The organism is Pseudomonas sp. GW460-12-10-14-TSB1 (assembly GCF_017349775.1).
Classification (GTDB): Bacteria; Pseudomonadota; Gammaproteobacteria; order Pseudomonadales; family Pseudomonadaceae; genus Aquipseudomonas; species Aquipseudomonas piscium.
On record NZ_JACNAC010000010.1, the window covers coordinates 42,450 to 67,533 of the forward strand.

Below are 25,084 nucleotides of genomic sequence, written 5' to 3' on the forward strand. Positions count from 1 at the left end.
CTGTGCGCTTGTCGAAGGCGATCAGGCATTGCCCGCCAGCTTCATCCGCGCGGCCTGGGTGAAATCCAGCATGCGCTTGAGCGGACGAATGGCCTGGGGAATCAGCGCCGGGTCGACGAATATCTCGTTGCTGCCCTCACGCAGGCTCTGCAAAGTGCGCTCCAGGGTGTTCATGGCCATCCACGGACAATGGGCGCAGCTGCGGCAAGCCGCGCCGTTACCGGCCGTTGGCGCCTCGATAAACACCTTGTCCGGGCACAGCTGCTGCATCTTGTAGAAGATGCCGCGGTCGGTCGCCACGATCAGCGTCTTGTTCGGCAAACGTTGCGCAGCGGCAATCAGCTGGCTGGTGGAGCCCACCGCATCGGCCAGCTCGATCACCGACGTCGGCGATTCCGGGTGAACCAGAATGGCCGCATCGGGATAAAGCGCCTTCATATCCTCCAGCTGCTTGGACTTGAATTCTTCGTGGACGATGCAGGCACCGTCCCACAGCAGCATATCGGCACCGGTCTGGCGCTGGATGTAGGTGCCCAGATGCTTGTCCGGCCCCCAGATGATGGTTTCGCCGTTATCCATCAGGCTTTCGACGATTTCCAGGGCGCAACTGGAAGTCACCACCCAGTCGGCACGGGCTTTGACCGCTGCCGAGGTGTTGGCGTAGACCACCACGGTGCGTTCCGGATGCTGGTCGCAGAACGCCGAGAACTCTTCCACCGGGCACCCCAGGTCGAGGGAGCAGGTGGCTTCCAGGGTGGGCATCAGCACCCGTTTCTCGGGGTTGAGGATCTTCGCCGTCTCGCCCATGAACCTGACACCGGCCACCACCACGGTCTTGGCCGGGTGAGCGTTACCGAAGCGGGCCATTTCCAGGGAATCGGACACGCAGCCGCCGGTCTCTTCGGCCAGGGCCTGAATCACTGGGTCACAGTAGAAGTGAGCCACCAGCACCGCGTCCTGAGCCTTGAGTTCGGCAGCTATCGCAGCACGGTAATGGGATTCCTCTGCGGCCGTCAGCAGCTTGGGCTGTTTGGCGTCAAGGTGGGCCTGAACCAGAAGGCGTTCGGAAATGTGCGTCATGATCGCAAGACCTGCGGGCGCTTATGCGCGAAAGTCGAGTATACACCCGGCTCCGGACCCGTTGAGGGTACCGCCGGGAGAGTGAGTATTCATCAGGTAGGTGCAGCGTTGAAACTGCGCAAGGCTACAGAATATCCCCTTGATGTAAAAGATGATTCTGACCTGTGTCACAGGGCTCGCCCCAGCACGCAAGCCCACAAATTGCAGCCTCTGCACAAGCGCCTCAGCGCAAACGGCTCAGTGACGCGCAATGCGCACTTGCACCATTTTTGAGCATTACAGGCAGGCGAGCCTCGGCCCGGCGGCGAATCCCCTCGATCGACCAAGCGTTTTTTTACACTTCATAGCAATTTTATCTTTCTGCGCTAACGTCAGTTACAGAAACAGCTAACTGCTGGTTGGTTGCAGCAACACTTGGCGGGCTCTGGTTCAGATGACGGAGAAATGATCCCTGCTGACCGGCCCTTGCGGTTTACCCCAGCCCAAACAAGGAAGCAGTGCATGAACAGTGATTGTGTACAGGTGCTCAGGAGAGTGGCGTGGACATTGATTGTCGCTGGTCTTCCCACCGGAATGGCCATGGCGGCATCAAATAACTGCGCTGGATTGCAACCACTGCCGTCGACGGTGGAAGTGGGAGAGGGTCAGCAGACGATAATGCACTCCCCCGTCGCCATTACCCGGTTGGCCGTGGGCGACCCGAAAATTGCCGATGTGTATCTCAATGGGCGGGATTCATACCTGCTGACGGGCATTGCGCCCGGCGCAACCAGCCTGATGGTCTGGACAGCCTGCGACAAGGAACCTCGCCAGAGCATGGTATTCGTTCAGGGCAAAGGTCCGCATTCGATGGTCAGTTCGCTATTGCCCCCCTCCGAAGATCCGTCTCTGCCCAGCCAGGTGCAGACCGATATCCGCTTTGTCGAAGTCAGCCGCACCAAGCTGAAAGAGGCCGGCACCTCGATCTTCGGCAAGAGCGGTAACTTTCTGTTCAGCTCCCCGGGCACCGCCCCGTTGGGGACGACGGTGACGCCCGGCAATATCGGTGGCGTCAGGCCGAACATACCGCTCAACAACGGCATGTTTAATATCGGCATTGGCGGCGGTAACGTCCTGGGGCTGATCAACGCCCTGGAAGGCAGTGGGTTTGCCTACACCCTGGCGCGTCCGAGCCTGGTGGCGCTGAGCGGGCAGAGCGCCAGCTTCCTGGCCGGTGGTGAAGTGCCGATCCCGGTCCCCAGCAGCGGCAGCGACAGTATTACCATCCAGTACAAGGAATTCGGTATTCGCCTGACCCTGACCCCCACAATCGTCGGAAATGACCGCATCGCCTTGAAGGTCGCCCCGGAAGTCAGCGAACTGGACTTCACCAACGGGATTACCGTCAACGACATCTCGGTGCCAGCCCTGGTTGTGCGTCGCACCGACACCAGCATTTCCCTGGCCGACGGTGAGAGCTTCGTGATCAGCGGCCTGATCAGCACCACCAATACTACGGCCGTGAACAAGTTCCCCGGCCTGGGAGATATTCCGATCCTGGGCGCATTCTTCCGTGATTCTTCGATCAGACGCGAAGAGAAGGAACTGCTGATGATCGTCACCCCGCATCTGGTGCAACCGCTGGCGGTCAACGCCAAGCTGCCAGTATTGCCTGGCGAGCCACTGCGCAACTACGACCCGAACTGGTTCCGTCTGTACTTCCTGGAAAACGGCAACTATGACCAGGCCTCCAGCGGGCTTTCGCAATGACCCAAGGTTCTGACTCGTCGCTTACCGCGCTCAAGCTCAATGGCACCGGACTCGGCAAGTCCGGTGCCGGCCATTCCTCGACAATCGGATTGTTCCAGGAGGGAAAAATGAAAGTAGTCATTGCTGCCTTAGGGCTGCTCATGCTCGGCGGCTGTGCCACGAACGGCGGCGGTGCCTGGTCGAAGCAGGCATGCAGCAAGCTAGATTCGGACCAGGAACTGTCGCTGAGCCTGGCCGACGACATGATCGGCGAAGGCAAGCTGCATGCCGGCCTGGCCAATCTGCAACGCCTGCCGGATGACCTGGCACAGGTTCGCATGCGCAAGGCCAAGATCTATCGCCAGCTCGGCCAAAGCGAGGCCGAACCCCTGTACCGCAGCCTGCTCAGCACCTGCCTGGCCGCCGAAGGCGAGCATGGCCTGGGCCAACTGGCAGCGTCACGCAACGATAACGCTCTGGCCCTGGAACATCTGACGCGGGCGGCACGCCTGTCCCCCACCGACGAGAAAATCCGCAACGATCTGGGGGTGGTCTACCTCAACCAGGGGGATACCAACCGGGCCCGCTTTGAGTTCCTCACGGCCATGGAGCTGAAACAGGACAACCAGCTGGCAACCCTCAACCTGGTGACCTTGCTGATTTATCAAGGCAACTGGAAACAGGCCTCGGACCTGGTCAATCGTGCCGGCCTGAAACCCGAACAAGTCACCAGTGCCAAGGAGCGGGCCGAAAAACTCAGGAACGCGACGAAGAAGTCAGCTAAGGATCAGGCAGTCACTGCTACGGACTCGTCGCCATCGAGTGTCAATCAACCAATAACGCAGAGGTAGTGATGAAATACCAAACGCTTAGCTGCCTGGGACTCTTGCTTCTTCCGCTGGTGACCCAGGCTATCGAACCCGGCCCGGCCTCCCTGTCACAACAGTCGACCGAAACCTGGCTGCTGCTGCAGAGTCGTAACCAGGTCAAGTCGCCCATTCCGCAGAACGCCTCGCCCAGCGAACGGGAACTGACCCTGCAGCGCTGGCTGGACAACTACAAACACCCGATCCCCGAGTACTACAAGGAGTACGTAGGTTCGGGTAGTTCGGGTAGTTCAAAGTGACAATGAATCGCGATGGTGTTCAGTTCAGAGGGGGCAATGCCATCCATGCAGATGGCCCTTGCCCCTCCCCTCTTTCATAGCTTCCCGAATACTTTGAACACACCGATGATTGCCGGCCCTATGGCCACCAGAAAGAAGCTTGGCCACAGGCAGAAGATCAGCGGAAACACCAGCTTGGTGCCGATTTTCGCGGCCTTCTCTTCGGCCTGTTGGGTGCGCCGGTCACGAAACTCCTCGGCATAGACACGCAAGGTCGTCCCCACACTGGTACCGAAGCGAATGCTCTGCGCCAACAGGCTCACCAACCCGCGAATGTCCTCCAGCCCAGTACGCTCGGCCAGATGCTTGAGCGCTTCGGTACTGGGAATCCCGGCCCGGATCTCGGAGTTGACCAGGGCCAGCTCCATGGCCAGCTCAGGCTGACTGACCGCTATCTCTTCCGACACCCGCTCGATCGCCTGGGGCAAGGCAAGGCCTGACTCCACGCAGACCACCATCAAGTCCAGCGCATCCGGAAAGGCGACGAGCAAACGGGTCATCCGCGCGTTCCTGCGGCTGTCGACATAGATGGCCGGTGCCAGCCAGCCTACCCCCAGCGCCAGGAGCACCAGCCCCATCCCCAGAAGCAGCGAGACCTTCGGTATCAGCGGCAGCGCCAGGACCGCCAGCGCCATCAATACCAAAGGCGTCAGCAGGCGCACTGCCCAGTACATCTGCACAGCGGCCTGGGAGCGAAAGCCCGCATGGATCAGCAAGGTCCGGGTCGCCGAGGCCTGCTCCTGCTCACCGGAGACAAAGCGCTGGCCGACCTGCTCCAGCATCAATTGCAGATTGCTCGGCGCCCCCTGCCGATGACCGTCGCCGCCATGGCCGCGCTTGATCAGCAACAGACGACGGTGCACGGGGTCCTGCAGACCTTGCGCCAGCAACACCAGGGTCGCCACGGCCAGTACCACGCTCAGGCCGATGGCCCCGGCGAACAGCAGGCGCGCCAGTTGTTCGTTACCGACCACACTGTTGATCAGACTCAGTAGATACTCCATAACCTCACCCCCTACGAGTGATTGTGCTCACACCTGAATCCGGATGATCTTGCGTATCCAGAAGATTCCCACCAGCATCGCCACAAACGCGCCAAGCACCATCTTGCGCCCCAATGACTCATTGATGAGCAGAGGCAGATAGGTCGGGCTCGAAAGCACAATCCCCGCCGCCAGTACAAAAGGCATCGCCACCAGGATCCAGCCCGACATGCGCCCTTCGGCCGAGAGCGTCTTGACCTTGCGCTGAAAGCGGAAACGGCCGCGAATCAGACTGCTCAAACGATCCAGCACCTCTGTCAGGTTGCCGCCCGTCTCGCGATGGATCAGCACAGTGGTCACCAGCATCATCACGGTCATGCTCGGCATGCGCTCCAGCAGGCCAAGCATGGCCCGACGCACATCGTTGCCATAGTTGATGTCGGCAAAGGCCAGGCCGAACTCATGGGCAACCGGCCCCTTGTGCTCGTCGGCCACCAATTGCAGGGTTTCGTTGAACGGATGTCCGGCACGCAGCGCCCGGCACATGGCATCCAGTGCATCCGGCAACTGCTCCTCGAACAGGGCAAAGCGTTTGTTGCGGTCCCGGGAGATTTTCAGCACCGGCAGCCAGAAGGCCGCAGCCGCCGCCGGGAGCGCCGCCCACCAGAGTTGCGTGAGCAGCCACAGCCCGATGCCAGCCACCATCATCAGGACCAGGCTGAGCATCAGCACCCGATAGGCGCGGTACTCATGTCCAGCCTGCTCGATCATCTGCGCCAGGGCCTCCATCGCCGGCAACTGCTCCAGACGCGCCTCCAGCGGGGACAAACGACGCAGGTATTTCTGGCGCAGGACCGATTGCATGTTCTCCAGGTTACTGGCCCGCTCCAGCAGGTCGAGGCGACTGCGAATACGCTTGCGCACCTTGCCGGCTTCGCCGAACACCGGCACCGCCACGCTCTGGCTGAGCAGGAATATGGCGGTGAACACCATCCCGAGAAACGCCAGGATAAATTCACTGGGGATCTGATGCATGACTAGCCCTCCATCCAGTCTGGCCGGAACAGGCTGAGCGGCAGCTCGATGCCCCGTTTGGCCAGCACATCGCGAAACGCCGGAACCATGCCCGTGGGGCGGAATTCGCCCAGGACCTCGCCTTTCTCGCCCAGACCACTGCGCGCGAAAGAGAAGATCTCGGTCATGGTGATGATTTCCCCTTCCATGCCGTTGATTTCCTGCACGCTGACCAGCCGTCGCGTACCGTCCTCCTGCCGCTCCAGCTGGATGACCACACCGATGGCCGAAGCGATCTGCTGACGCAAGGCCTTGATCGGAAAGGTCGCCCCCGTCATCGACACCATGTTCTCGATCCGTCCCAGGGCATCGCGGGCGGTGTTGGCGTGGATGGTGGTCAGCGAGCCGTCGTGGCCGGTATTCATCGCCGTCAACATGTCCAGCGCCTCGGCGCCACGCACCTCGCCGATCACGATGCGGTCCGGCCGCATACGCAGGCTGTTGCGCACCAGCTCCCGCTGGCCCACCTCGCCACGGCCCTCGATGTTCGACGGACGGGTTTCCAGGCGCACCACATGGGGCTGCTGCAGTTGCAGCTCGGCCGAGTCTTCTATGGTCACGATCCGCTCGTTGTGCGGAATGAAACTGGACAACACGTTGAGCATGGTGGTCTTGCCACTGCCGGTCCCTCCGGAGATCAGGACATTCAGCCGGCCACGGACGATGGCCTTGAGCATCAGGGCGATGGCCGGGGTCAGGGTGCCCATCTGCACCAGGCTCTCGGTGTTGAGCAAATCCACGGCGAAGCGGCGGATCGACATGCTCGGCCCGTCGATGGCCAGCGGTGGAATGATGGCGTTGACCCGAGAACCGTCCTTCAGGCGAGCGTCCACCAGCGGCGAGGACTCATCGATACGCCGCCCCAGGCTGGAAACGATGCGATCGATGATATTCAGCAGGTGCTGGTCGTCGCGAAAACGCACATCGGTTCTTTGCAGCTTGCCGAAGCGCTCGACGTACACCGAGGCATGACCGTTGACCAGGATGTCGGACACACTCGCGTCATTCAGCAGCGGCTCCAGAGGTCCGAGGCCGAGCACCTCGTCGGTGATCTGCTTGAGGATCAACTGGCGGCTGCTGGCATTGATCGGCGCCGAATGTTCATCGAGCAGGCGCTGACAGATGTCGCGGATCTGCCGCCCGGCCTCGGCCGGCTCCAGGGAATCGAGGAGCGACAGGTCCATGACCTTGAGCAACTGCTGGTAGATCTTTTCCCGCCACTCGGCCTCCATCGGGCCGAGCTTGGTCCTGGTTTCATAGAGCAGGTCCGGCACACTGGCCTCCCAGGCCATGAGCACGCTGGCGCACTCTTTGCCGTCGAGGGACGCGTCCTGTGTTTCTGCCGGTGCCTGTTTGCCGGGTTGCTGACGCAGGCGATTACGAAAGTCGCTGAGCATGGCCTAGCCTCCGAACAGACGATTGAAGGTACGTTTGAACAAACTCTTCTCGGCGACCTCGATTCCGATCAGGCTCTGGGTCAGCTCACGCAGGGCCAGGGTCACCCCCGAACGTGGAGCATGCAGCTCAAGCGGCACACCGGTGTTTTGACTCTCGCTGACCACCGCATAGTCATTGGGCACGGCTTGCAGGCTCGTGCAGCGCAAGGCATCGGCAACATCCTTGAGGCTCACTGGCGAGGCCTTGTTGTAGCGGTTGACCACCACCTGTATCCGGTTGCTCTGCACATTCAGGTCGTCGCGCAGGATGCGGGTCAGGCGGGTACCGTCCTTCAGGTGGCTCAGGCTCTGCTGCAGCACGACGTAGATGCGATCGGCCTGTTCGAGCGTGACGCCGGTGAGGTGATCGATCTGTCGCGGCAGATCCACCACCACCCAGTCGTAGGTCCCACGGGCCAGGCGCAACAGTTTTTCCAGCTGATCCAGGTGCACATCCTGCGTCAGGCACAGCTCCCCGGTACGCCCGCCCAGCACATGCAGGGTCGGGCTGAAGTGGTTGCAATAGCCACGCAAGGCGATGCTGTCCAGGGAGTCGACCTGCTTCAGCACATCCACATGGCTGTGGGTAGGCACCACATCCAGGCAATGCGCCACGCTGCCGAACTGCAGGTCCAGGTCCAGCAGCAGGGTCCTGCCACCGCGGGCGGCGAGCTGATGCGCCAGGTTGCAAGCGAGCATCGAGGCCCCCGAACCGCCTTTGGCATTCATCACCGCAACCAGCTTGCCACCGATCCCCTGCTCCGCATTGGCCTCCATGAGCATACGGCCGATGGCCGCCTGCAACTCTTCTGCCGCTACCGGCTCGGGGAGAAAGTCCCGGGCGCCGGCCTGCATCGCCAGGCGCATGCCCTCGCGCTCATCCAAAGGGCCGCAGACCAATAGTGGCGGGCGCTCCTTGAGCGGATGCTGCAACAGGGCCGCCAGCTCTTCACGCCACAAATGGCTGACGCGCAACAGCAGGAAGTCGGGCATCTGCTCCAGTCCATACAGCGGATCGGTATGACCGTTGCTCACCAGGCGAGTGCTGACCTGAATGTTCGGCAGTCCCTGGCTCAACGCTTTCAGATGATTCAAGGTCGTCGCGTCGCGCCCACTGATCAGCAGGCGTTTGCCTTGCTTTTCAGTAGCAGCAGCGACGACGGGCGCTTCTCGGGTACTCAACATGGTGTGATCTCCGGTGTGACTGCTGCCTGGGGCTGCCGACCGAGGCTTTCACGTGGCACGGTCGACCTGAATACCGGTAGGACAAACACCCCGTTGAACCCAGGAATCAGCAGATTGAAACTGAAATTGGATACCTGTAGCTGGACATAACGAATGGCGACAAAGCCGTTGGTGCCGGTCAGATCGTTGGGGCTGGCGACTACCGCGCCGTTGGCGTCCAGATAAACCAGGTTCAGGTTGGCGGACGTCAGGTTATTGAGCAGGCTGCTCGGACCGCTGTTGGTCGACGCGTTGAACATCGCCCGACGCAGGATCACCGGATCTTGGATGTCGCACACCGCCGCCAGACGGGCGCCGCGGCGCACGGTTTCATTCAGGGCATTGACCGTGAAGTACAGCCGGCCCATTTCCAGCACACCGAACAGCACGGTGAACAGCACCAGGCTGGTGATCGCGAACTCGACGGTGTACAGCCCACGCATACCTTTGACGTTCATCACAAAGCCCTCATGACGACAGTGGAAGTCAAGGCCAGGCCCAGCGGCACGTTGCTGCCATACAAGACGGGCAAGGCACTGCCGATCACCGGCACATAGGTGTAGGTAATACTGACCTGGATATGCTCGGCACCCACCGCGGTGACCGTGACATTCGCCGGCGTCAGCCCCGACACCGCCGCCGGGTAGCCATTGGGATTGGCGGGCACGCCATAGACAGCGATGTTCTTGGCCTGGGTCTGCAGCGTGCCGCTCAGTTCGAGCTTGCCGAGGGTGGAGTTCCACGCCTTGTCAGCGACATAACGCCCGGCGTCGCGACTGGCCTGCATCAGGCTGTTGTACTGGAACAACATGCGACCGAACTCGGCGAAGGTCAGCATCAGCAACAGCAGCAGTGGCAGCGTCAACACCAGCTCCACCATCGCCAATCCGCCTTGGCTGCGCGGCGACCTGAATCCTGTGCGTCCCATAAGACCTCCTAAGAGTCGGTACTTGGCGTCTGGCTGTTGTCGATATAGGTCTTGTACAACTGGATGATCTGCGGCCCGGTGGTATTGGCCGGGTTGGGACCTGGCACGTTGTCGCCTTCGCACACCTTCTCGAACTGGCCGAATATCTGCGCCTCATTGCCCTTTTGCGATGCCGGTTGCAGGACGAAGTAGCAGGCGAAACCCAGCACCGGTATCGAAGACGCCCCGTCGTTCTTGCCCGAGCAATCACCGATCACGATCTTGATGATCCGCCGCTCGAACGCCCCGCCGCTCTGGCAACCGCCGCCGCCACCGGCAACACAGTTGGCGGACTCCTGCACCCAGTTGTTGTAGTCGTACAAGGCGCTGCCGCCCGCGGACAAATTGCCGCTGCTCGAGGTAACCGCCTGATTGTTGTACTGAATCTGCGCGAGCGTATCGTCGTAAGTGAACGACTTGGAGTTGGTCGTGATCACCAGGTCCGGAGGATAGTTCGCCGCGCTGAGGCCGCCGGAATACTGGTTGAAGCGCGTATTGAGCCCCTGCGAGGCAGGCCCGACAGTGTTCCCCGGCTTGGTCTGGACATTCGAACCGACGCTGTTGCACTGGGTGATACCGCCTGCCAGCCCCTGCCTGACCGTGCTGCCGCCCGAGCCGAAATCGAGCAGCTGGAAGTTGCCGGGGCCAATCGGCGAGCTGTTGCCCGCGGCGGTTTTCAACACCTGCGCATCGCCGAACTGGAACCCCCAGAACATCCCGGTGGCCGGGTTGTTTTTCGTTGGATCGCCGCACACCATCAGCGGCGTGAGGTCACAAGGGCTGGCAGGGCTTGGCCCGGCGGTAGCGACCGCGCTCACAAACTTGTTACCGACACCATTGCCCAGGGTCTGAAAGACGCCCCAGAAGAATCCGGCCAGGGAATAGTTGGTGACCGTCACCCGCACATAGCTCGCATTGGCCGGCCCCGGGAAAGAGAAAGGCCCATAGACAGTGGACGCCAACTCCACCGTGGCAAAACCGCCGACATTGTTGCCGATGGCGGTGGCCAGCTCCTGATTGCCGCTGGCACTGGCATTCAGGGTCAGGGTATTGAGCGCGGCGGTCTGCGCCAGGGTCGCGGCCCCTGTCGTGCCCATTACCGTGCTGAGGGTCTTGGCACCGCTCAGCGCCGCTGCGTCCACCGCATTCTGCAGGCGGGACTTGTTCACCAGCATATGGCCGCCATCCAGCGCCAGGGCCCCCATCAGCAGCATCGAGGCCAGGGCAATCACCACCAGTACAAGCATTGCTCCGCGCTGCTGCCGTGGAAATGCACTCAATGGCTGTTGGATACGCGTACTCATCATCAAGCCCTCATCGTTCGTCTATGTGGTACCCGATCATTTACAGCTGGGACTTCACAACGTTGACCTCGATCCCACGAATCACCGTGATCCCGCTATCGCCGCTGGCGCGACGACGGACAATCGGCCGGACCACTGGAGGGGCAGGCACGTCCTGGATCATCGCGACCGGCTCGACCATCGCCGGTTGCTTCTGGTTGTCCAGCGGGTTGCGCAGGGCCAGTTGCAGCTTGCCGGCCGCCATCCCCTTGACCAACTCCTCGGCCTGGAGGGGAGTCATTTCCAGGGTCACGGCACGCACGACCACCGGTTGGGTCTTGTCGGTACTGGCCGTCTGGTCCACTGCCAGCACCCGTAGGTCTTCCAGGATGGTCTTGGATTCGGCGTCGCCGGTATTGCCGGTCTGCCGGGTAGCCAGAACGTCGACCCGGTTACCTGGCAGCAGGAACCCACCCACGCCGACCACGTCGTCCACCCGGACCGAGATCGCACGCTTGGTAGGTTCGATCAGCGACGCCAGGGTGCTGCCGCCCAAGTGTTCGGCCAGACGCGCACCGCGCAGGATGTCGCCGCGCAACATGGAGAAGGTGGCGATCTTGCCCACGACCTTCTCGGTCGCGTCGAAAGCATCCTCGGGTACTGTCTCCTTGGGCATACGGACCAGCGCGACCTGCTGTGGCTCGACCATTTGCCCGAAAGCGATTTCCACGGTCGCCACCACCACGTTCTGCTGGTTATCGTCGGGGGTGGCATTGAGCCTTGCATTGAGCCAGCTGTTGGCCATCCATGCCGCGCCCAGGCCCAGAACCACGGACAAGGTCACCAGAGTGAAAGTACGAGAACTCATGTCGAAATCTCCTTACTCAAAGAAAATCGAGCTGGACGAAGTAGCTGTGCCAGGCCCACTCCAGTTCCAGGGTTGACAGTGGTCCGCTGGCGCCCACATAACGCTGGCGATCGAGCGCCATGCTCAAGAGATCCCGTGGGTGGCAAGGCACCAGCGGCATGTTTTCAGCGCCATAGAGTTCATCCAGGACGTAGCGCAACAGCTGCGGGTCGTATTGGATGTTCAGGCGCTCCGTCTCTTGAACCCAGATGCGTTCGTACTCCTCGGGCTTGAGGTAGCCGAACTGCAGCTTGTAGCCAATCCGCCGCAGGAACGCCTCATCGGCCAGTTCCAACGGGTTCAGGTTGGTGGAGAACACCAGGATCAGGTCGAACGGCAACTCGCAGTGCCGCCCGCCGCCGAGGTTGAGGAAGTCACGCTTCTCCTCCATCGGTACGATCCAGCGGTTGAGCAACTCTGCAGGCGCCATGCGCTGGCGCCCCATGTCGTCGATGACGAACAGGCCATTGCTGGCCTTGAGCTGCAACGGCGCCTGGTACTGACGGGTGAAGGGGTCGTAGCGGATATCCAGCTGCTCCATGGTCAGCTCGCCGCCGGTGATGACGATCGGCCGTTCACAGCACAGCAGCCGGCGGTCGATCCCCTCATTGAGCATCAGACTGTTCTGCGGATCGCCGACATCCAGACGCCGGTGTACCTGGGGATCGTAGATCTCGATCACCGCATCGTTGATCGCAATGGCATAGGGCACCCAGATGGACTCGGAAAACAGCCGGATCAACCGGCTGCTGACGTAGGTCTTGCCCGTCCCCGCCGGCCCGTAAATCATGATGGCGCGCCCTGAATTCAGGGCCACGCCCAGTTGATCGAGCATGTTCTGCGCCAGCACCATGGAGCCGAAGGACGCCTGCATGTCCCGGGCGCTGATACGGCCATGGTGAATGGTCTGTACCTTGAGCAGCGAGCGGTAGGCGTTCACCGGAAAGGGCGCCGCGCCGATATACCCACTGCGCGACAAGGCATCCCGGGCAGCATTGCGGCCGCGCTCGGTCAGCCCGTAGCGCAAGCCCTGGCCACCGGCTTGGCCAAGGACCTCGACCCGATGATCCTGGCGCAGGAAGGTCAGGACTTCTTCAACCACCGCCCCCGTCAGCGCCAGGCGCTCTACCAGTCGGGGCATGTCCAGTACGCCCGCATCGTGCAGATGCTTGCAGACCAGATCTCCGAGGAAATTGTCCGCCAGCCCGGTCTCAAGGATCGTGCGTGGCTGTGGAGCCAGTCGCTGCACTGCTTCCCGGTCATTGCCGGTCGGACGGCTGTTACTGATGGCATACATAATGTTCTCCTGAGCTACTGGCCAAGGGGCAACCAGAGAAAGCTGGCCAATGTGCCGAGCAGGATCGCAACCGAATAGGGAAAGGGTTTGCCAGCCACTTCATCATCCGCCGGCGGAAAATAGGCCCTGGCTCTCACCATCTGCCAGTAGCGCCCCATGGTCTGTTGAACCTGACCACGTACCAACACAATCAGTACCCCGCACGCGCCGCCGGCGATCAGGCTGAAAAACGCAGCCCAGAGGGCGTGCTGCGGAGTGAGAAAGGTGCCAACCATGGCCATGAGCTTGACGTCGCCGGCCGCCATCCCGCCAAAGGCGTACAGGGGAAGGAAAACGGCAAAACCGATCGACATGCCCAGCAGTCCATAACCAAACCCGATGACGCCTGAGGAATAGACCTGACCGGCAATCCCCAGTCCCAGCCCCAACAGCACCAAGAGGTTGGGAATACGGTGGTGACGAAGGTCGTTCACCACCGCAATCCCCAGCAGTCCCAGCATCAATGCAACAACGAACAATTGCTCTTTGCCCATGACTGCAGCCCTCGGTGGAAGTTGGCGCGTTAGCAGACTTGACCCTGGACAGCGCATCCCAGGCTGGTGATGGCAGTGGCCACGTTCCCGCCCAAGGTGATAAACGCAGCAACAGCGCCCAAAGTGATCAGGCCACCGGCCACGGCATATTCCACAATGGTCAGGCCGTCTTCGTCTTTGGCGAACTTGATGATCGAAGTCTTGATCGATTGCAGATTCATTTTCCCACCTCACTCAATTGTTTTTTGTTTAAGAGCAGCACTTGCGCACTGCCTGGTTGAACATTAGTCAGGGGAACATTGGGAGGGTTAGGAGTTTTTTGCTGATCGTTAGGACTTTATTGCTGTTGTTGAAAGATGCAAAAAAGCACCAGGAACAACACACCTCAAGAAACAGCTGGCTTATCTAAGGAAGGAGTAATTGAAGAGCCGCCTTGAATCAGCTTCGCCCTAGGTGCGAGAACGATCTGAGCCCGGGTCGGTAAAGACAAAAACCCCAGTCGTGTTCGTTGCAGCAAACCATAGTGCGAAACGAAGTAACCCGGGGCTTCCATATCAGGATTTGATCTTCACGCGAGCAATACAGCGACGATACTCCTGAAGCTGGAAAGAGAATTTGCAGGCCGCTGCAGAGCGATGGGAGCCATGCCCGGCCAAAGGTCATTTGACGATTTTTCTCGTTCCAGAAGAAGACTGGAGCCATCCGTCATGTACTGTGCGCTGACTGCACATACCGATTGAGAAGGCCCCATCCTGTCCAGGCGAGATCAGACAGAAAAACGGCGGGAACACACATGCACCACAGGTACGGCCTCAGCCCGGGGGGAACCGCTCTGCACAGCCAGACCCGAGAAGTCTGGCTGTGCAGGAGCAACAAACAGCTCCATCCCAGGACCGAGGACTCGGCACAACGACTGTCGTTAGCACACCTGGCCCTGAACAGCACAACCCAGGCTGGTAATGGCGGTGGCCACGTTGCCGCCCAGAGTCACGAACGCGGCAACGGCCCCCAGAGTGATCAAGCCACCGGCCACGGCATATTCCACGATGGTCAAACCATCTTCGTCTGCGATGAAGGCCAGTACCGAGGTTTTGATTGTTTGCAGGTTCATCTTGTTCACCTCATATAAGTAAAGTTGCTTCAAGGCGATCAGTATTTGTGCCGCCTGACTGAATCCTAGTCAGGGGCTAACAGAAAGAGTTAGGAGTTTATTGTCGGCTTCTAGGACTTTTTTGCGCTCCCTGGCAAGACAGCAGAAGAACACCAATGAACTAAACCAGGCAGATAGAGTTTTTTTCAGAAAAGGAACTGTTCTCATATAACACTAAATTGATTCAGCCGTGGCCGGTGGTGCAAGAAAGGCGATCACAACAGCAAGGAGCTGCCTGTGACTCTTATCTCGCTGTCAGACATAGAAGGTAATCAAGAAAATTTATGAAGCCTAATCAGAACTTGATCCTTTGCCCACAAAGCCCAATGGCGATACTGACAGCTCAGGAAGTGACAGTGAGACACCAGGAAGGAATAAGGAAATGAAACCTGAGTCGGCCCAAAAACCCTCTCTTTTATGGTTCGACCTCACGCGCGACCGATCGTCTGAAGAACTGATCGCGCTGTTTCGCCCAGCCTGCGATTGCCGGGTGTCGAAAGATGCGTCTCTGCCCGAAAAGGACGCTCATCCTTCACCGGACATGATCTGCATGCACTATGACCGCCCGGACATGCCGGGGCTCAATCTGTTGCTGGAGATCAAACACAAGATTCCCTCCATTCCCATCGCCATGTTCACGGTGCAGCACTCCGAAGAACTCGCCGTCTGGGCCATGCGTTCGCGGGTCTGGGAGTACATGGTGCTCCCTCTCTCGAGTGCCGAGATCCGACGCTTCCTGCATGCGCTGAAGCAGCTCTACGAACTGCGCCACAGCAGCGGATCCGGCGCCAAGACCCTGCAGATCGAACACGGCCCGTCCCTGCCGGACAGCATCCGGCTGACCGCAGAGCACCAGAAACATCAGGCACTCAGCGATGTGCTGCTGTACATCGAGCAGAATTTTCGGGAAAGCATCGACCAGAAAGAGCTGGCTAAACGTTGTGGCATGACCACATTCCGCTTCAGCCGTCTGTTCAAGGAAGTCCATGGCCTGGGGTTCATGGACTACATCCTGAGCAAGCGCATGGATTGCGCCAAGAATCTGCTCGACAACAGCCAGATGCCCATCACCAGCATCGGCTATGAAGTCGGCTTCAAGGACCCCTCCTACTTTGCCCGCGCCTTCAAGCAATTCGCGGGCGCCAGCCCCAGCGAATACCGGCAACGCCGAAGAAGCCCGGAACTGGTAAAAAAAGAAGAGTTGGAACTGGAGCAAACACTGTCTCAGGTGATCGACAGCCTGCCGCTGCGTATCGAAGGCCGATGAGCAGGCCAATCCAGTGCGCCCATAGATTTCTGCAGGCAAAAAAAAACCCGAAAATCCTCACTTTCGTGGGCCTTTCGGATTTTAAATACTGCTAGAAAATGGTGGGTCGTGTGGGATTCGAACCTACGACCAATTGGTTAAAAGCCAACTGCTCTACCAACTGAGCTAACGACCCGCTGTGTGGTGGCGCGTATAATACTGATTTATAAAAAGAATTCAACACCCAATATGAAAAAAATCAAAAATAAGCTGTTGGGTCGCTGACACCGGCCGCAGCAAAACCTTCCGCACGCAGACGGCAGCTGTCGCATTTACCGCAAGCACGCCCTTGATCATCGGCCTGGTAGCAGGACACGGTCAGGCCGTAATCAACCCCGAGCTTGACGCCCGTCTTGACGATATCGGCCTTGCTCAGGTTCTGCAGCGGTGCCTGGATACGGAACCCCTGCCCCTCTACCCCGGCCTTGGTCGCCAGGTTGGCCATGCGCTCGAAGGCCTCGACGAACTCCGGACGGCAATCCGGATAACCCGAATAGTCCACGGCGTTGACGCCAATGAAGATATCCCGCGCGCCCAATACTTCAGCCCAGCCCAGTGCCAGGGACAGGAACACCGTGTTACGTGCCGGCACGTAGGTGACCGGGATCCCTTCGCTCGGGGCCTCAGGCACATCGATGGAGCTGTCGGTCAGCGCGGAGCCGCCGATACCGTTGAGGTTGAGACCGATCACCTTGTGCTCTACCACGCCCAGGTCGCGAGCGACACGCTCGGCCGCCTGCAATTCGGCGCGATGGCGCTGGCCGTAATCGAAGCTCATGGTGTAGCAGCGGTAACCTTCGGCGCGGGCCATGGCCACCACGGTGGCCGAATCCAGGCCACCGGACAGCAGGATTACCGCGCGCTTTTCAGTGGCAACTTGGTTCTGTGCTTGATCAGTCATCTCAGCGCCCCGGTTCGTCATTCCAAAGGTATTTATGCAGCTGCAATTGCAGGCGCACCGGCAGGTTGTCCGCAACGATCCAGTCGGCCAGATCGCGCGCATTCAGGTCGTGATGGCTCGGCGAGAACAGCACCTCGCCCGCACGCCGCTCCAGACCATACTGGATCAGCTTGGAAACCGCCCAGTCGTAGTCCTCGCGAGAACAGATGACAAACTTGACCTGGTCGTTCGGCGTCAGCAGCTCGATGTTTTCGTAGCGATTACGCTGAACCTCTTCCGATCCTGGCGTCTTCAGGTCGAGTACTCGACTGACACGCGGATCGACTGCGGAAATATCCAGGGCGCCGCTGGTTTCCAGCGAGACTTCGTAGCCGGCGTCACACAGCTGCTTGAGCAAGGGAATGGCGTTAGGCTGCGCCAGAGGTTCGCCCCCGGTCACACAGACGTAACGCGGGCGGAAACCGGCGACCTGCTCGAGAATGCTCTCGAGGGTGCGGATGGTGCCGCCGCTGAAGGCATAGGCGCTGTCGCAGTATTGGCAACGCAGCGGACAACCGGTCAGGCGCACAAATACCGTGGGCAGGCCGGCGGTCCGAGTTTCACCCTGCAACGAGTAGAAAACTTCGGTAATTCTCAGTGTGTCTTGCATAGTCGCCACGGGCGTAACAGCTAAACAGGCTGTCCGCCTCCGTCAGGCACCTCGAGGAATCCCGCAAACACGGTAATCCCAGGAAGCGTGTTTCATAAAAAGGGCATGGATTCTAACGAAAAAACCCGCGGCAAGCGCGGGTTTCTTCCAAACTGCTCAAACTCGATTACATGCGTTGCAGATCGCGCTGAGCCAGCTGGGCGGCGGAAGTACCCGGATATTGGGCCACCACCTGCTGCAGAATGCCCTTGACCTTGTCAGTGTGGCCCAGGCGGCGCTCTACGTCAGCCAGCTTGTACAGCGAATCCGGCACCTTGGCATGCTTCGGATACAGCTGGGAGACTTTGGCGAATGCCTGGCCGGCACCTTGCAGGTCGCCTTTGGCCAGGTTCACTTCGCCCAACCAGTACTGGGCATTGCCCGCGTACTGACTGTTCGGGTATTTGCGCAGGAACGCGGCGAAAGCCTGGCTGGCCTTGTCGAAGTCCTTGGCCTTGATCAGGTCGAAGGCTGCGTCGTAATACAGCTTTTCCTTCGCCGGATCGCCCGGTTCACTGCTTGCCGCTGGAGCCTGCGAGGCAGCCCCGGCAGCTGCACCGGCGGCACTTGCATCGCCACCGGCAGAAGAATTATCAGGAGTCGCGGCAGGTGCACCGCCCGCTCCAATGCGCCGATCAAGATCCTGGTAACGCTCCAGGCTTTCCTGCTTCATGCGCGCAACATCGTTTTGCAGTACTTCAATCACACCTTGTTGCCGTGCGATTTGCTCCTGCATTTGCTGCAGTTGCTGGAACAGCTCGCCCTGTGCCGAGACAGGGGTCGAAACCCCTCCCCCGGCATAGGCGCCGTTCGTGCCATAACCCGCTGGCGGATAACTGCCTCCGCTATTGTTATAGCCTGAGTTGTTATCGACCACAGGAACCGCAGCCCACACCGAAAGCGGCGCGAGGCTGAGAGCCAAGACAGTTAGAGCACGACGGCACGTTCGCATGACGAATTACTTACGCAGTTCGACGCGACGGTTTTGAGCCCAGGACTGCTCGTCGTTGCCGGTAGCAACTGGACGCTCTTCGCCGTAGGAAACCAGTTCCAGCTGAGCTGGGGAAACGCCTTGCAGCACCAGGTAGCGCTGAACGGCTTTCGCACGACGCTCGCCCAGAGCCATGTTGTACTCACGAGTACCACGTTCGTCGGTGTTGCCTTCCAGAACAACGCGAGCGCCGTTTGCTTTCAGGTCTTTGGCGTGAACGTCCAGAGCGCGCATGGCTTCTGGCTTCAGGTCCGAGCTGTCGTATTCGAAGTAGAAGGTGGTGATTGCGCGCAGAGCAGCTTCTTCGCTCAGGGAGCCGTCAACTGCACCGGTGTTAGCGCCGTAACCAGCGTTTGGATCAACAGCGCCTTCACCAGCGTTGTCGCCGCCTTTGGAGGAGCAACCTACAGCTACAGCCATGGCCAGAGCCAGCGCAGCAAACTTACCAAACTTCAGCATTTCCATCGTGAAACTCCTAATGAACCCCAGTGTGTTAAGTAAAACGTAAAGCGCCGCGTCAGTTCAGGTAAGGGGACCAGGACGGTTCTCTGACTTCGCCTTGAGCGGTAGGAAGCGGGAGCCTCACGCGTCCATTAATGGACACGAGCATCAAGACTCCCCGGCCCTGCTGGCGGGTGGCGTAGATTACCATGGTGCCGTTGGGCGCAACAGTAGGCGACTCATCAAGTGTGCTGTCTGTAAGGATTTTTACGTTGCCACGCTGCAAATCCTGGGCAGCTACCTTGAAGTTTGTGAAGCCATCCTGCCGGTGAATCATGACCAGCGTTTTTTCATCCGCGGACAGTTTCGGGTTGGCGTTGTAGTTGCCCACGAAAGTCACCCGTTCCGCACCGCCACCACCCGCGCTGGTCTTGTAGATCTGTGGTTTGCCGCCACGGTCCGAGGTGAAGTAGATGGTCGAACCATCCTTGCCCCAGAAGGGTTCGGTGTTGATGCCAGGACCTGCGGTCACTCGCGAGATCTGACGCGAACCCAGGTTCATCACATAGATGTCCGGGTTGCCGTCCTTGGACAGCACGAACGCCAGGCGCTGGCCGTCCGGCGACCAGGCAGGCGCGCCGTTCAGGCCTTCGAAGTTAGTGATCTGCTCGCGACGGCCAGTGTCGATGTGCTGAACGAAGATGCGTGGACGCTTCTGTTCGAACGACACATAGGCAATGCGCTTGCCGTCCGGCGCGAAGCGCGGCGACAGGATCGGCTCACGGGATTGCAGCAGGGTCACCGCACGCGCGCCGTCGTAGTCGGAGCGTTGCAGGGTGTAGCGCGTGTTCTTCTCGGAGAAACGCTCTGCCGTGACGTACAGCATGCGAGTCGAGAAGGCGCCCTTGATACCGGTGAGCTTTTCGAACGACTGGTCGGAGATGTAGTGAGCCATGTCACGCAGTTGGTCGACGCTGCCCGAGACGCTGCCGGTCAGCACTTGCTGTTCGGTGGCGACGTTGAACAGGGCGTATTGCACCTGCAGGCGACCGCCCGCCGGGACAATGCTGCCGACCATGATGTACTGGGCGCCCAGGGCCTTCCAGTCACGGTAGATGACTTCGCTGGCCTGGGTCGGCAGGCTGATCATGTTCTGCTTTGGAATCGGCGAGTAGTAACCCGAGTTGCGCAGGTCGTTACCGATGATTTCCGCCATGTCGTCGGGCAGCACGCTGCCCCCTTGCCAACCGAATGGCACTACGGCGATTGGCGTGGCCCGGTCACTGCCACTGGTGACCAGAATGTTCTTTTCATCCGCTGTCGCTATCCCTGCCATACAGCAAATAACGACAAGCAATCCTCGAAGAAGGTTTCTCACAAGGCTAGATCCTCAGGTGTGAATGTCATCTTGAATGAACGATACGGAGCGAAATCGCTCGGCTTCATTCCCTGCATTTCTGTCAAACGTCCAATGTTCTTGACCGCAGCTACCGCCGAGGCATCGAACGGACCATCGCCGCTGGACTTGGCCACCGACACGGAAGTCACCGTACCATCCGGCAACATGCCGATTTGCAGCACGACAGTCATGTTGTTGCGCGCCGAAGGAGGACGAGCCCAGCCTTCCGCCGCACGAGCACGAATCAGATCGTCGAAACTGCCCGCGACTTCGTCGCCCTGCTCGTCCGCCAAGGCCTGCTGACGCTGCGGCGTGTCGGAAAGCAAATCAGCCAAGGCCTGGGCCTTTTTCTCTTCGGCGGATTTACGCGCTGCTTCCTGGGCCTTTTTCTTGGCTGCGTCGGCGGCGGCTTTCTTCTTCGCGTCCTCGGCGACCTTCTTCTTCGCCTCGTCTGCTTCAGCTTTCTTCTTGGCGTCTTCCGCGGCTTTCTTCTTCGCGTCTTCGACTATCTTTTTCTTCGCCTCTTCAGCGGCCTTTTTCTTGGCTTCTTCTTCAGCGGCTTTCTTGGCTTCTTCTTCGGCTTTCTTCTTGGCTATATCAGCCAATTGTTTCTCTTCAGCCTTTTTCGCTTCCGCAGCCTTCTTCGCGTCGTCGGCTTTCTTGGCTTCATCAGCCTTCTTCGCCTCATCCGCTTTCTTGGCTTCGTCGGCCTTTTTCGCTTCCTCGGCTTTTTGAGCAGCCTCTTCTTTCTTTTGTTCCGCAGCCTTGACCGCTTCCTGCTCGACCTTTTTCTGCTCCATCTGCTCGACTTCGGTCTGGCGCGCGGCGGATTTCTTCGCTTCACCCGCAATCTTCTGATTGGTCTGGGTGGTCGCCTGACTTTTCGATTTCAGCTGATACAGGGTCGCCTGGACGATCGGCTTGGACGGCGGCAATTCCGGTGTCATGGCAAAACTGACGAACAGCATGCCGAACACCAGAACGTGCAGGGCAATTGCCCACACGCTAGGCCAGAAGTAGCTTTCCGAGGCGGACGGCTCTCGCTGTTGCTGCATCAGGGCGCCTCGGTAATCAAGCCAACGTTACCGACGCCGGCCTTCTGCAGCCCGCCCATGGCGCCCATGACGGCACCGTAGTCAACGGACTTGTCGCCGCGGATGAACACCTGGGTATGCTTGCCGCCTTCATTGCCGGCGCGAATGATCTTGGTCACGGCGTCGGTCATCTGCGGCAAGGTCATGGCCTTGTCCATCTGCTTGTCGGTGTCGACTTCGCTGCCAAGGTTCCAGTAGTAGGTCTTGTCAGCCTTGATCGAAATGGTCAGGACCTGGGTGTTGTTGTCCTGCGGCAAGGCTTCGCTGGAAACCTTGGGCAGATCGACTTTCACGCCCTGATTGAGCATCGGCGCGGTCACCATGAAGATAACCAGCAGTACCAACATCACGTCGATGTAGGGCACCACGTTCATCTCGGCAACCGGCTTGCGTTTGTGGCGAACTCGGGCCATGGGGATTTACCTGCTCACTCTTCGCTGGTGTGCACTTTACGGTGCAGGATCGCCTGGAACTCGTCGGCGAAGGTGTAGTAACGGCTGATCAGGGTCTCGCCACGGGCCGCAAAACGGTTGTAGGCAATAACGGCCGGGATCGCGGCAAACAGGCCGATCGCGGTGGCGATCAGGGCTTCGGCGATACCCGGTGCTACGGTCGCCAGGGTCGCCTGCTGGGCGCTGGCCAGGCCGCGGAAGGAGTTCATGATCCCCCAGACGGTACCGAACAGACCGATGTACGGGCTGACCGAACCGACGGTGGCGAGGAACGGAAGGCTCTGCTCCAGCTTCTCTTCTTCACGGGAGATGGCGACACGCATGGCACGCGCGACACCTTCCATCACCGCCTCGGGATCAACGCCCGACTGCTGGCGCAGACGCGAGAACTCTTTGAAACCGGCACGGAAGATCTGCTCCACGCCCGAATCGGGGTCCGGGTTGCTGCCGGCCTGACGGTACAGCTTGGACAGGTCGATGCCCGACCAGAAGCGCTCTTCGAAGCTCTCCAGGGCGCGTCGACCGGCACGCAGCAGGTTGCTGCGCTGAAAGATCATGATCCATGAGGTCACCGATGCGGCTACCAGGGTCAGCATTACCAACTGCACAACGATGCTGGCATTGCTGACCAAGCTCCACATGGAGGAATGGTCGACGACGTTAGCTTCCACGCTTTATCTCCTGCTCTGAGTGTGTACCCGCGCCGCTCACGTCGGCAAAGGCCGCACGTAGAGCTTCGGGAATGGCCCGGGGTTTCAAATTGTCGGTGCGCACACAGGCCACCAGAAACTGCCCTTCGCAGAGCAGTGCATTATCCGTGACTCGCCTGACCTGCTGTTTGAAGCGCAGGCTGGCCCGGTTCAATTCGATGACTTCTGCACTTACCAGAAGCTCGTCGTCCAGTCGCGCCGGCGCGTGGTAGCGCGCTTCGCTGGAATGCACGACGAACAACAGGTTCTCCCCTGCCAGCTGCGATTGGGCAAAGCCCAGATCTCGTAGCCGCTCGGTTCGAGCCCGTTCCATAAACTTAAGGTAATTAACGTAATACACGATGCCGCCGGCATCGGTGTCTTCGTAATAAACGCGACAACGATGTGCGAACGACTCAAGCCCGTTTTGCGCGCGCATACTCTAGTGCTTACTCCTCAGGTTGCCAATCCGGCCGGGCAACTGTTTTTCATTCTCGAACGGCTTTCTGGCGAAATAACGGCAATGCCAGCCCCCTAGGACCGCACAAGCTGCGAATAAATCGCTGCCGAAGCGGTTATTAATCGTCCACGGCATCGAGGAATTCGTCTACCACAGGCATCTCCCCCAATCGTGACGGAATGTTTAGACCGAAATGCAGATAGGCATGCCGGGTCACCACACGCCCCCGCGGCGTACGCATGATATAGCCCTGCTGGATCAGATAGGGCTCGAGTACGTCCTCGATGGTATGCCGCTCTTCGCTGATGGCGGCCGCCAGACTGTCGACCCCCACTGGCCCACCGTCGAACTTCTCGATCATGGTCAGCAGCAGGCGCCGGTCCTGGTGGTCGAAGCCACGCTCGTCGACATCCAGCAGATTCAGTGCCAGGTCGGCGATAGGCTTGGTGATGTGCCCCTTGGCACGAACCTCGGCAAAGTCCCGCACCCGGCGCAACAAACGGTTGGCGATCCGCGGCGTACCCCGGGCACGCCGGGCGATTTCAAAGGCGCCGTCCGGGTCCAGCGGCAAGCCGAGAATGCCGGCGGAGCGCCCGACAATGGTCGCCAGGTCCGCCGTGCTGTAGAACTCCAGGCGCTGGACGATGCCGAAGCGGTCGCGCAGCGGGTTGGTCAGCATGCCCGCGCGGGTCGTCGCCCCCACCAGGGTGAACGGCGGCAGGTCGAGCTTGATCGAACGGGCCGCCGGCCCTTCGCCGATCATGATGTCCAGCTGGAAATCTTCCATGGCCGGGTACAGCACTTCCTCGACGATTGGCGACAGGCGATGGATTTCATCGATAAACAGTACGTCGTTCGGTTCGAGATTGGTCAGCAGCGCCGCCAAGTCCCCTGGGCGCTCCAGCACCGGGCCCGAGGTGCTCTTGATCGACACGCCCATTTCCTGGGCGATGATGTTGGCCAGTGTGGTCTTACCCAAACCCGGCGGGCCGAAGATCAGGGTGTGGTCCAGCGACTCGTTGCGCCCACGGGCAGCCTGGATGAACAGCTCCATTTGCTCGCGCACCGTCGGCTGGCCGATGTATTCGGCCAGGCTGACGGGGCGAATCGCACGGTCCTGGACTTCCTCGCGCTCACGGGGGCCCGTGGCGGCGATCAGACGATCTGCTTCTATCACTTAAATCATTCCCTTCAGGGCGCGGCGAATCATGTCTTCACTGCTCAGGCCTTTTTCCTTGATCGCGGAAACCGCCTTGCTGGCTTCCTGCGGTTTGTAGCCCAGGGAGATCAGGGCGCTGACCGCATCGGTCTCAGCGCTGGCCACCGGCATCGGCGCATCCGGCTGGTTCGGCACCAGGGCGAACATGCTCGGTACGGCCTCCCAGGCCTTGAAGCGATCCTTGAGTTCGACCAGCAGACGCTCCGCAGTCTTTTTACCGACCCCCGGCACCTTGGTCAGCGCCGAGGTGTCCTGTGCCTGCACACAACGCACCAGCTCGTCGACCTCCAGGCTGGACATCAGTGCCAGCGCCAGCTTCGGCCCTACGCCATTGAGGCGAATCAGTTCGCGAAAAAAGTCCCGCTCGCGCTTGCTGGCAAAGCCATAGAGTAACTGGGCGTCTTCACGCACGACCAAATGGGTGTGCAGGGTAAGCGGTTCACCGACCGACGGCAGGCGATACAGGGTGGTCATGGGGACCTCCACCTCGTAACCCAGACCGTTTACATCGAGAATCAGGTGCGGCGGCTGTTTTTCAGCCAAGGTGCCGCGCAAGCGTCCAATCACGTTTCAGATCCTTAGCTCAGGCCAGATCAGCGGCCGGCGAGTCACAGAGC

General features: G+C 60.0%; 28 protein-coding genes and 1 tRNA gene. 4 read left to right on the forward strand and 25 right to left on the reverse strand.

Annotation, left to right across the window (positions count from 1 at the left end):
- Nucleotides 1-21 precede the first annotated feature (21 nt).
- Nucleotides 22-1,080 carry a quinolinate synthase NadA gene (nadA, locus tag J4D52_RS09065; RefSeq protein ID WP_102676963.1) on the reverse strand — a complete coding sequence of 353 codons (1,059 nt, stop codon included), beginning with the start codon at nucleotides 1,078-1,080 and terminating at the stop codon, nucleotides 22-24.
- 501 nt (nucleotides 1,081-1,581) lie between these two features.
- Here nadA and J4D52_RS09070 point away from each other — a divergent pair.
- From J4D52_RS09070 to J4D52_RS09080, 3 genes are all read left to right on the forward strand, one after another.
- On the forward strand, nucleotides 1,582-2,829 hold the full coding sequence (locus tag J4D52_RS09070) for a type II and III secretion system protein family protein (RefSeq protein WP_063432772.1): 1,248 nt from the start codon (nucleotides 1,582-1,584) through the stop codon (nucleotides 2,827-2,829).
- A gap of 107 nt (nucleotides 2,830-2,936) precedes the next feature.
- Complete coding sequence (locus tag J4D52_RS09075) at nucleotides 2,937-3,659, forward strand: lipopolysaccharide assembly protein LapB (protein WP_025805880.1); 723 nt, start codon at nucleotides 2,937-2,939, stop codon at nucleotides 3,657-3,659.
- 2 nt (nucleotides 3,660-3,661) lie between these two features.
- Nucleotides 3,662-3,934 (forward strand): DUF3613 domain-containing protein, encoded by a 273-nt coding sequence (locus J4D52_RS09080; protein ID WP_025805881.1) that lies wholly within the window; start codon nucleotides 3,662-3,664, stop codon nucleotides 3,932-3,934.
- 74 nt (nucleotides 3,935-4,008) lie between these two features.
- On the opposite strand, the gene J4D52_RS09085 is transcribed toward J4D52_RS09080, so the two are convergent.
- The 12 genes from J4D52_RS09085 to J4D52_RS09140 form a co-directional block, all read right to left on the reverse strand.
- A complete protein-coding gene (locus tag J4D52_RS09085; protein ID WP_025805882.1) occupies nucleotides 4,009-4,977 on the reverse strand; it encodes a type II secretion system F family protein in 969 nt (322 codons plus the stop codon).
- 27 nt (nucleotides 4,978-5,004) lie between these two features.
- Nucleotides 5,005-5,991, reverse strand: a complete 987-nt coding sequence (locus J4D52_RS09090; RefSeq protein WP_102676962.1) for a type II secretion system F family protein — start codon at nucleotides 5,989-5,991, stop codon at nucleotides 5,005-5,007.
- A gap of 2 nt (nucleotides 5,992-5,993) precedes the next feature.
- Complete coding sequence (locus J4D52_RS09095; protein WP_025805884.1) at nucleotides 5,994-7,427, reverse strand: CpaF family protein; 1,434 nt, start codon at nucleotides 7,425-7,427, stop codon at nucleotides 5,994-5,996.
- 3 nt (nucleotides 7,428-7,430) lie between these two features.
- Nucleotides 7,431-8,651 (reverse strand): AAA family ATPase, encoded by a 1,221-nt coding sequence (locus tag J4D52_RS09100; protein WP_025805885.1) that lies wholly within the window; start codon nucleotides 8,649-8,651, stop codon nucleotides 7,431-7,433.
- Complete coding sequence (locus J4D52_RS09105) at nucleotides 8,645-9,148, reverse strand: TadE/TadG family type IV pilus assembly protein (protein ID WP_025805886.1); 504 nt, start codon at nucleotides 9,146-9,148, stop codon at nucleotides 8,645-8,647. The genes J4D52_RS09100 and J4D52_RS09105 overlap by 7 nt, the downstream gene beginning before the upstream one ends.
- Nucleotides 9,148-9,618, reverse strand: a complete 471-nt coding sequence (locus J4D52_RS09110; protein WP_102676961.1) for a TadE/TadG family type IV pilus assembly protein — start codon at nucleotides 9,616-9,618, stop codon at nucleotides 9,148-9,150. Before J4D52_RS09110 ends, J4D52_RS09105 begins: the two co-directional genes overlap by 1 nt.
- 8 nt (nucleotides 9,619-9,626) lie before the next feature.
- On the reverse strand, nucleotides 9,627-10,964 hold the full coding sequence (locus J4D52_RS09115) for a TadE/TadG family type IV pilus assembly protein (protein ID WP_102676960.1): 1,338 nt from the start codon (nucleotides 10,962-10,964) through the stop codon (nucleotides 9,627-9,629).
- A 37-nt stretch (nucleotides 10,965-11,001) separates the two neighbouring features.
- Nucleotides 11,002-11,808, reverse strand: a complete 807-nt coding sequence (gene cpaB, locus J4D52_RS09120) for a Flp pilus assembly protein CpaB (protein WP_025805890.1) — start codon at nucleotides 11,806-11,808, stop codon at nucleotides 11,002-11,004.
- A 16-nt stretch (nucleotides 11,809-11,824) separates the two neighbouring features.
- Nucleotides 11,825-13,144, reverse strand: a complete 1,320-nt coding sequence (locus J4D52_RS09125; protein ID WP_097304806.1) for an AAA family ATPase — start codon at nucleotides 13,142-13,144, stop codon at nucleotides 11,825-11,827.
- A 14-nt stretch (nucleotides 13,145-13,158) separates the two neighbouring features.
- Nucleotides 13,159-13,677, reverse strand: a complete 519-nt coding sequence (locus J4D52_RS09130; RefSeq protein ID WP_025805892.1) for a prepilin peptidase — start codon at nucleotides 13,675-13,677, stop codon at nucleotides 13,159-13,161.
- 29 nt (nucleotides 13,678-13,706) lie between these two features.
- Nucleotides 13,707-13,898 carry a Flp family type IVb pilin gene (locus tag J4D52_RS09135; RefSeq protein ID WP_025805893.1) on the reverse strand — a complete coding sequence of 64 codons (192 nt, stop codon included), beginning with the start codon at nucleotides 13,896-13,898 and terminating at the stop codon, nucleotides 13,707-13,709.
- A gap of 698 nt (nucleotides 13,899-14,596) precedes the next feature.
- Nucleotides 14,597-14,788: a Flp family type IVb pilin gene (locus J4D52_RS09140; RefSeq protein WP_025805894.1), complete on the reverse strand. Its 192-nt coding sequence runs from the start codon at nucleotides 14,786-14,788 to the stop codon at nucleotides 14,597-14,599.
- Nucleotides 14,789-15,209: 421 nt separating this feature from the next.
- Here J4D52_RS09140 and J4D52_RS09145 point away from each other — a divergent pair, with 421 nt between their 5' ends.
- Nucleotides 15,210-16,094 (forward strand): AraC family transcriptional regulator, encoded by an 885-nt coding sequence (locus J4D52_RS09145; RefSeq protein WP_102676959.1) that lies wholly within the window; start codon nucleotides 15,210-15,212, stop codon nucleotides 16,092-16,094.
- 99 nt (nucleotides 16,095-16,193) lie between these two features.
- Here the strand turns inward: J4D52_RS09145 and J4D52_RS09150 are convergent.
- From J4D52_RS09150 to ruvA, 12 genes are all read right to left on the reverse strand, one after another.
- A tRNA-Lys gene (locus J4D52_RS09150) sits at nucleotides 16,194-16,269 on the reverse strand.
- 63 nt (nucleotides 16,270-16,332) lie between these two features.
- Complete coding sequence (gene queC / locus J4D52_RS09155; RefSeq protein WP_102676958.1) at nucleotides 16,333-17,034, reverse strand: 7-cyano-7-deazaguanine synthase QueC; 702 nt, start codon at nucleotides 17,032-17,034, stop codon at nucleotides 16,333-16,335.
- A gap of 1 nt (nucleotide 17,035) precedes the next feature.
- Nucleotides 17,036-17,683 (reverse strand): 7-carboxy-7-deazaguanine synthase QueE, encoded by a 648-nt coding sequence (gene queE / locus J4D52_RS09160; protein ID WP_009050465.1) that lies wholly within the window; start codon nucleotides 17,681-17,683, stop codon nucleotides 17,036-17,038.
- 166 nt (nucleotides 17,684-17,849) lie between these two features.
- Entirely contained in the window at nucleotides 17,850-18,674 is an 825-nt protein-coding gene (ybgF, locus tag J4D52_RS09165; RefSeq protein ID WP_025805899.1) for a tol-pal system protein YbgF, read from the reverse strand.
- Nucleotides 18,675-18,680: 6 nt separating this feature from the next.
- The gene (gene pal, locus J4D52_RS09170) at nucleotides 18,681-19,178 is read right to left on the reverse strand and encodes a peptidoglycan-associated lipoprotein Pal (protein WP_003178634.1); all 498 of its coding nucleotides are present in this window, start codon (nucleotides 19,176-19,178) and stop codon (nucleotides 18,681-18,683) included.
- Between the two features lie 52 nt (nucleotides 19,179-19,230).
- Complete coding sequence (gene tolB / locus J4D52_RS09175) at nucleotides 19,231-20,490, reverse strand: Tol-Pal system beta propeller repeat protein TolB (protein WP_007931107.1); 1,260 nt, start codon at nucleotides 20,488-20,490, stop codon at nucleotides 19,231-19,233.
- A 38-nt stretch (nucleotides 20,491-20,528) separates the two neighbouring features.
- The gene (gene tolA / locus J4D52_RS09180; RefSeq protein ID WP_025805901.1) at nucleotides 20,529-21,608 is read right to left on the reverse strand and encodes a cell envelope integrity protein TolA; all 1,080 of its coding nucleotides are present in this window, start codon (nucleotides 21,606-21,608) and stop codon (nucleotides 20,529-20,531) included.
- Nucleotides 21,608-22,060 (reverse strand): protein TolR, encoded by a 453-nt coding sequence (gene tolR / locus J4D52_RS09185; RefSeq protein ID WP_007931110.1) that lies wholly within the window; start codon nucleotides 22,058-22,060, stop codon nucleotides 21,608-21,610. The genes tolA and tolR overlap by 1 nt, the downstream gene beginning before the upstream one ends.
- 14 nt (nucleotides 22,061-22,074) lie before the next feature.
- A complete protein-coding gene (tolQ, locus tag J4D52_RS09190; protein WP_007931111.1) occupies nucleotides 22,075-22,770 on the reverse strand; it encodes a protein TolQ in 696 nt (231 codons plus the stop codon).
- Nucleotides 22,760-23,227, reverse strand: coding sequence for a tol-pal system-associated acyl-CoA thioesterase (gene ybgC / locus J4D52_RS09195; protein WP_102676957.1), 468 nt, complete (start codon nucleotides 23,225-23,227; stop codon nucleotides 22,760-22,762). Before ybgC ends, tolQ begins: the two co-directional genes overlap by 11 nt.
- Nucleotides 23,228-23,366: 139 nt before the next feature.
- Nucleotides 23,367-24,425: a Holliday junction branch migration DNA helicase RuvB gene (ruvB, locus tag J4D52_RS09200; protein WP_009050468.1), complete on the reverse strand. Its 1,059-nt coding sequence runs from the start codon at nucleotides 24,423-24,425 to the stop codon at nucleotides 23,367-23,369.
- Nucleotides 24,426-25,034 (reverse strand): Holliday junction branch migration protein RuvA, encoded by a 609-nt coding sequence (gene ruvA, locus J4D52_RS09205; protein ID WP_025805903.1) that lies wholly within the window; start codon nucleotides 25,032-25,034, stop codon nucleotides 24,426-24,428. It lies immediately after the preceding gene.
- Nucleotides 25,035-25,084: the final 50 nt, after the last annotated feature.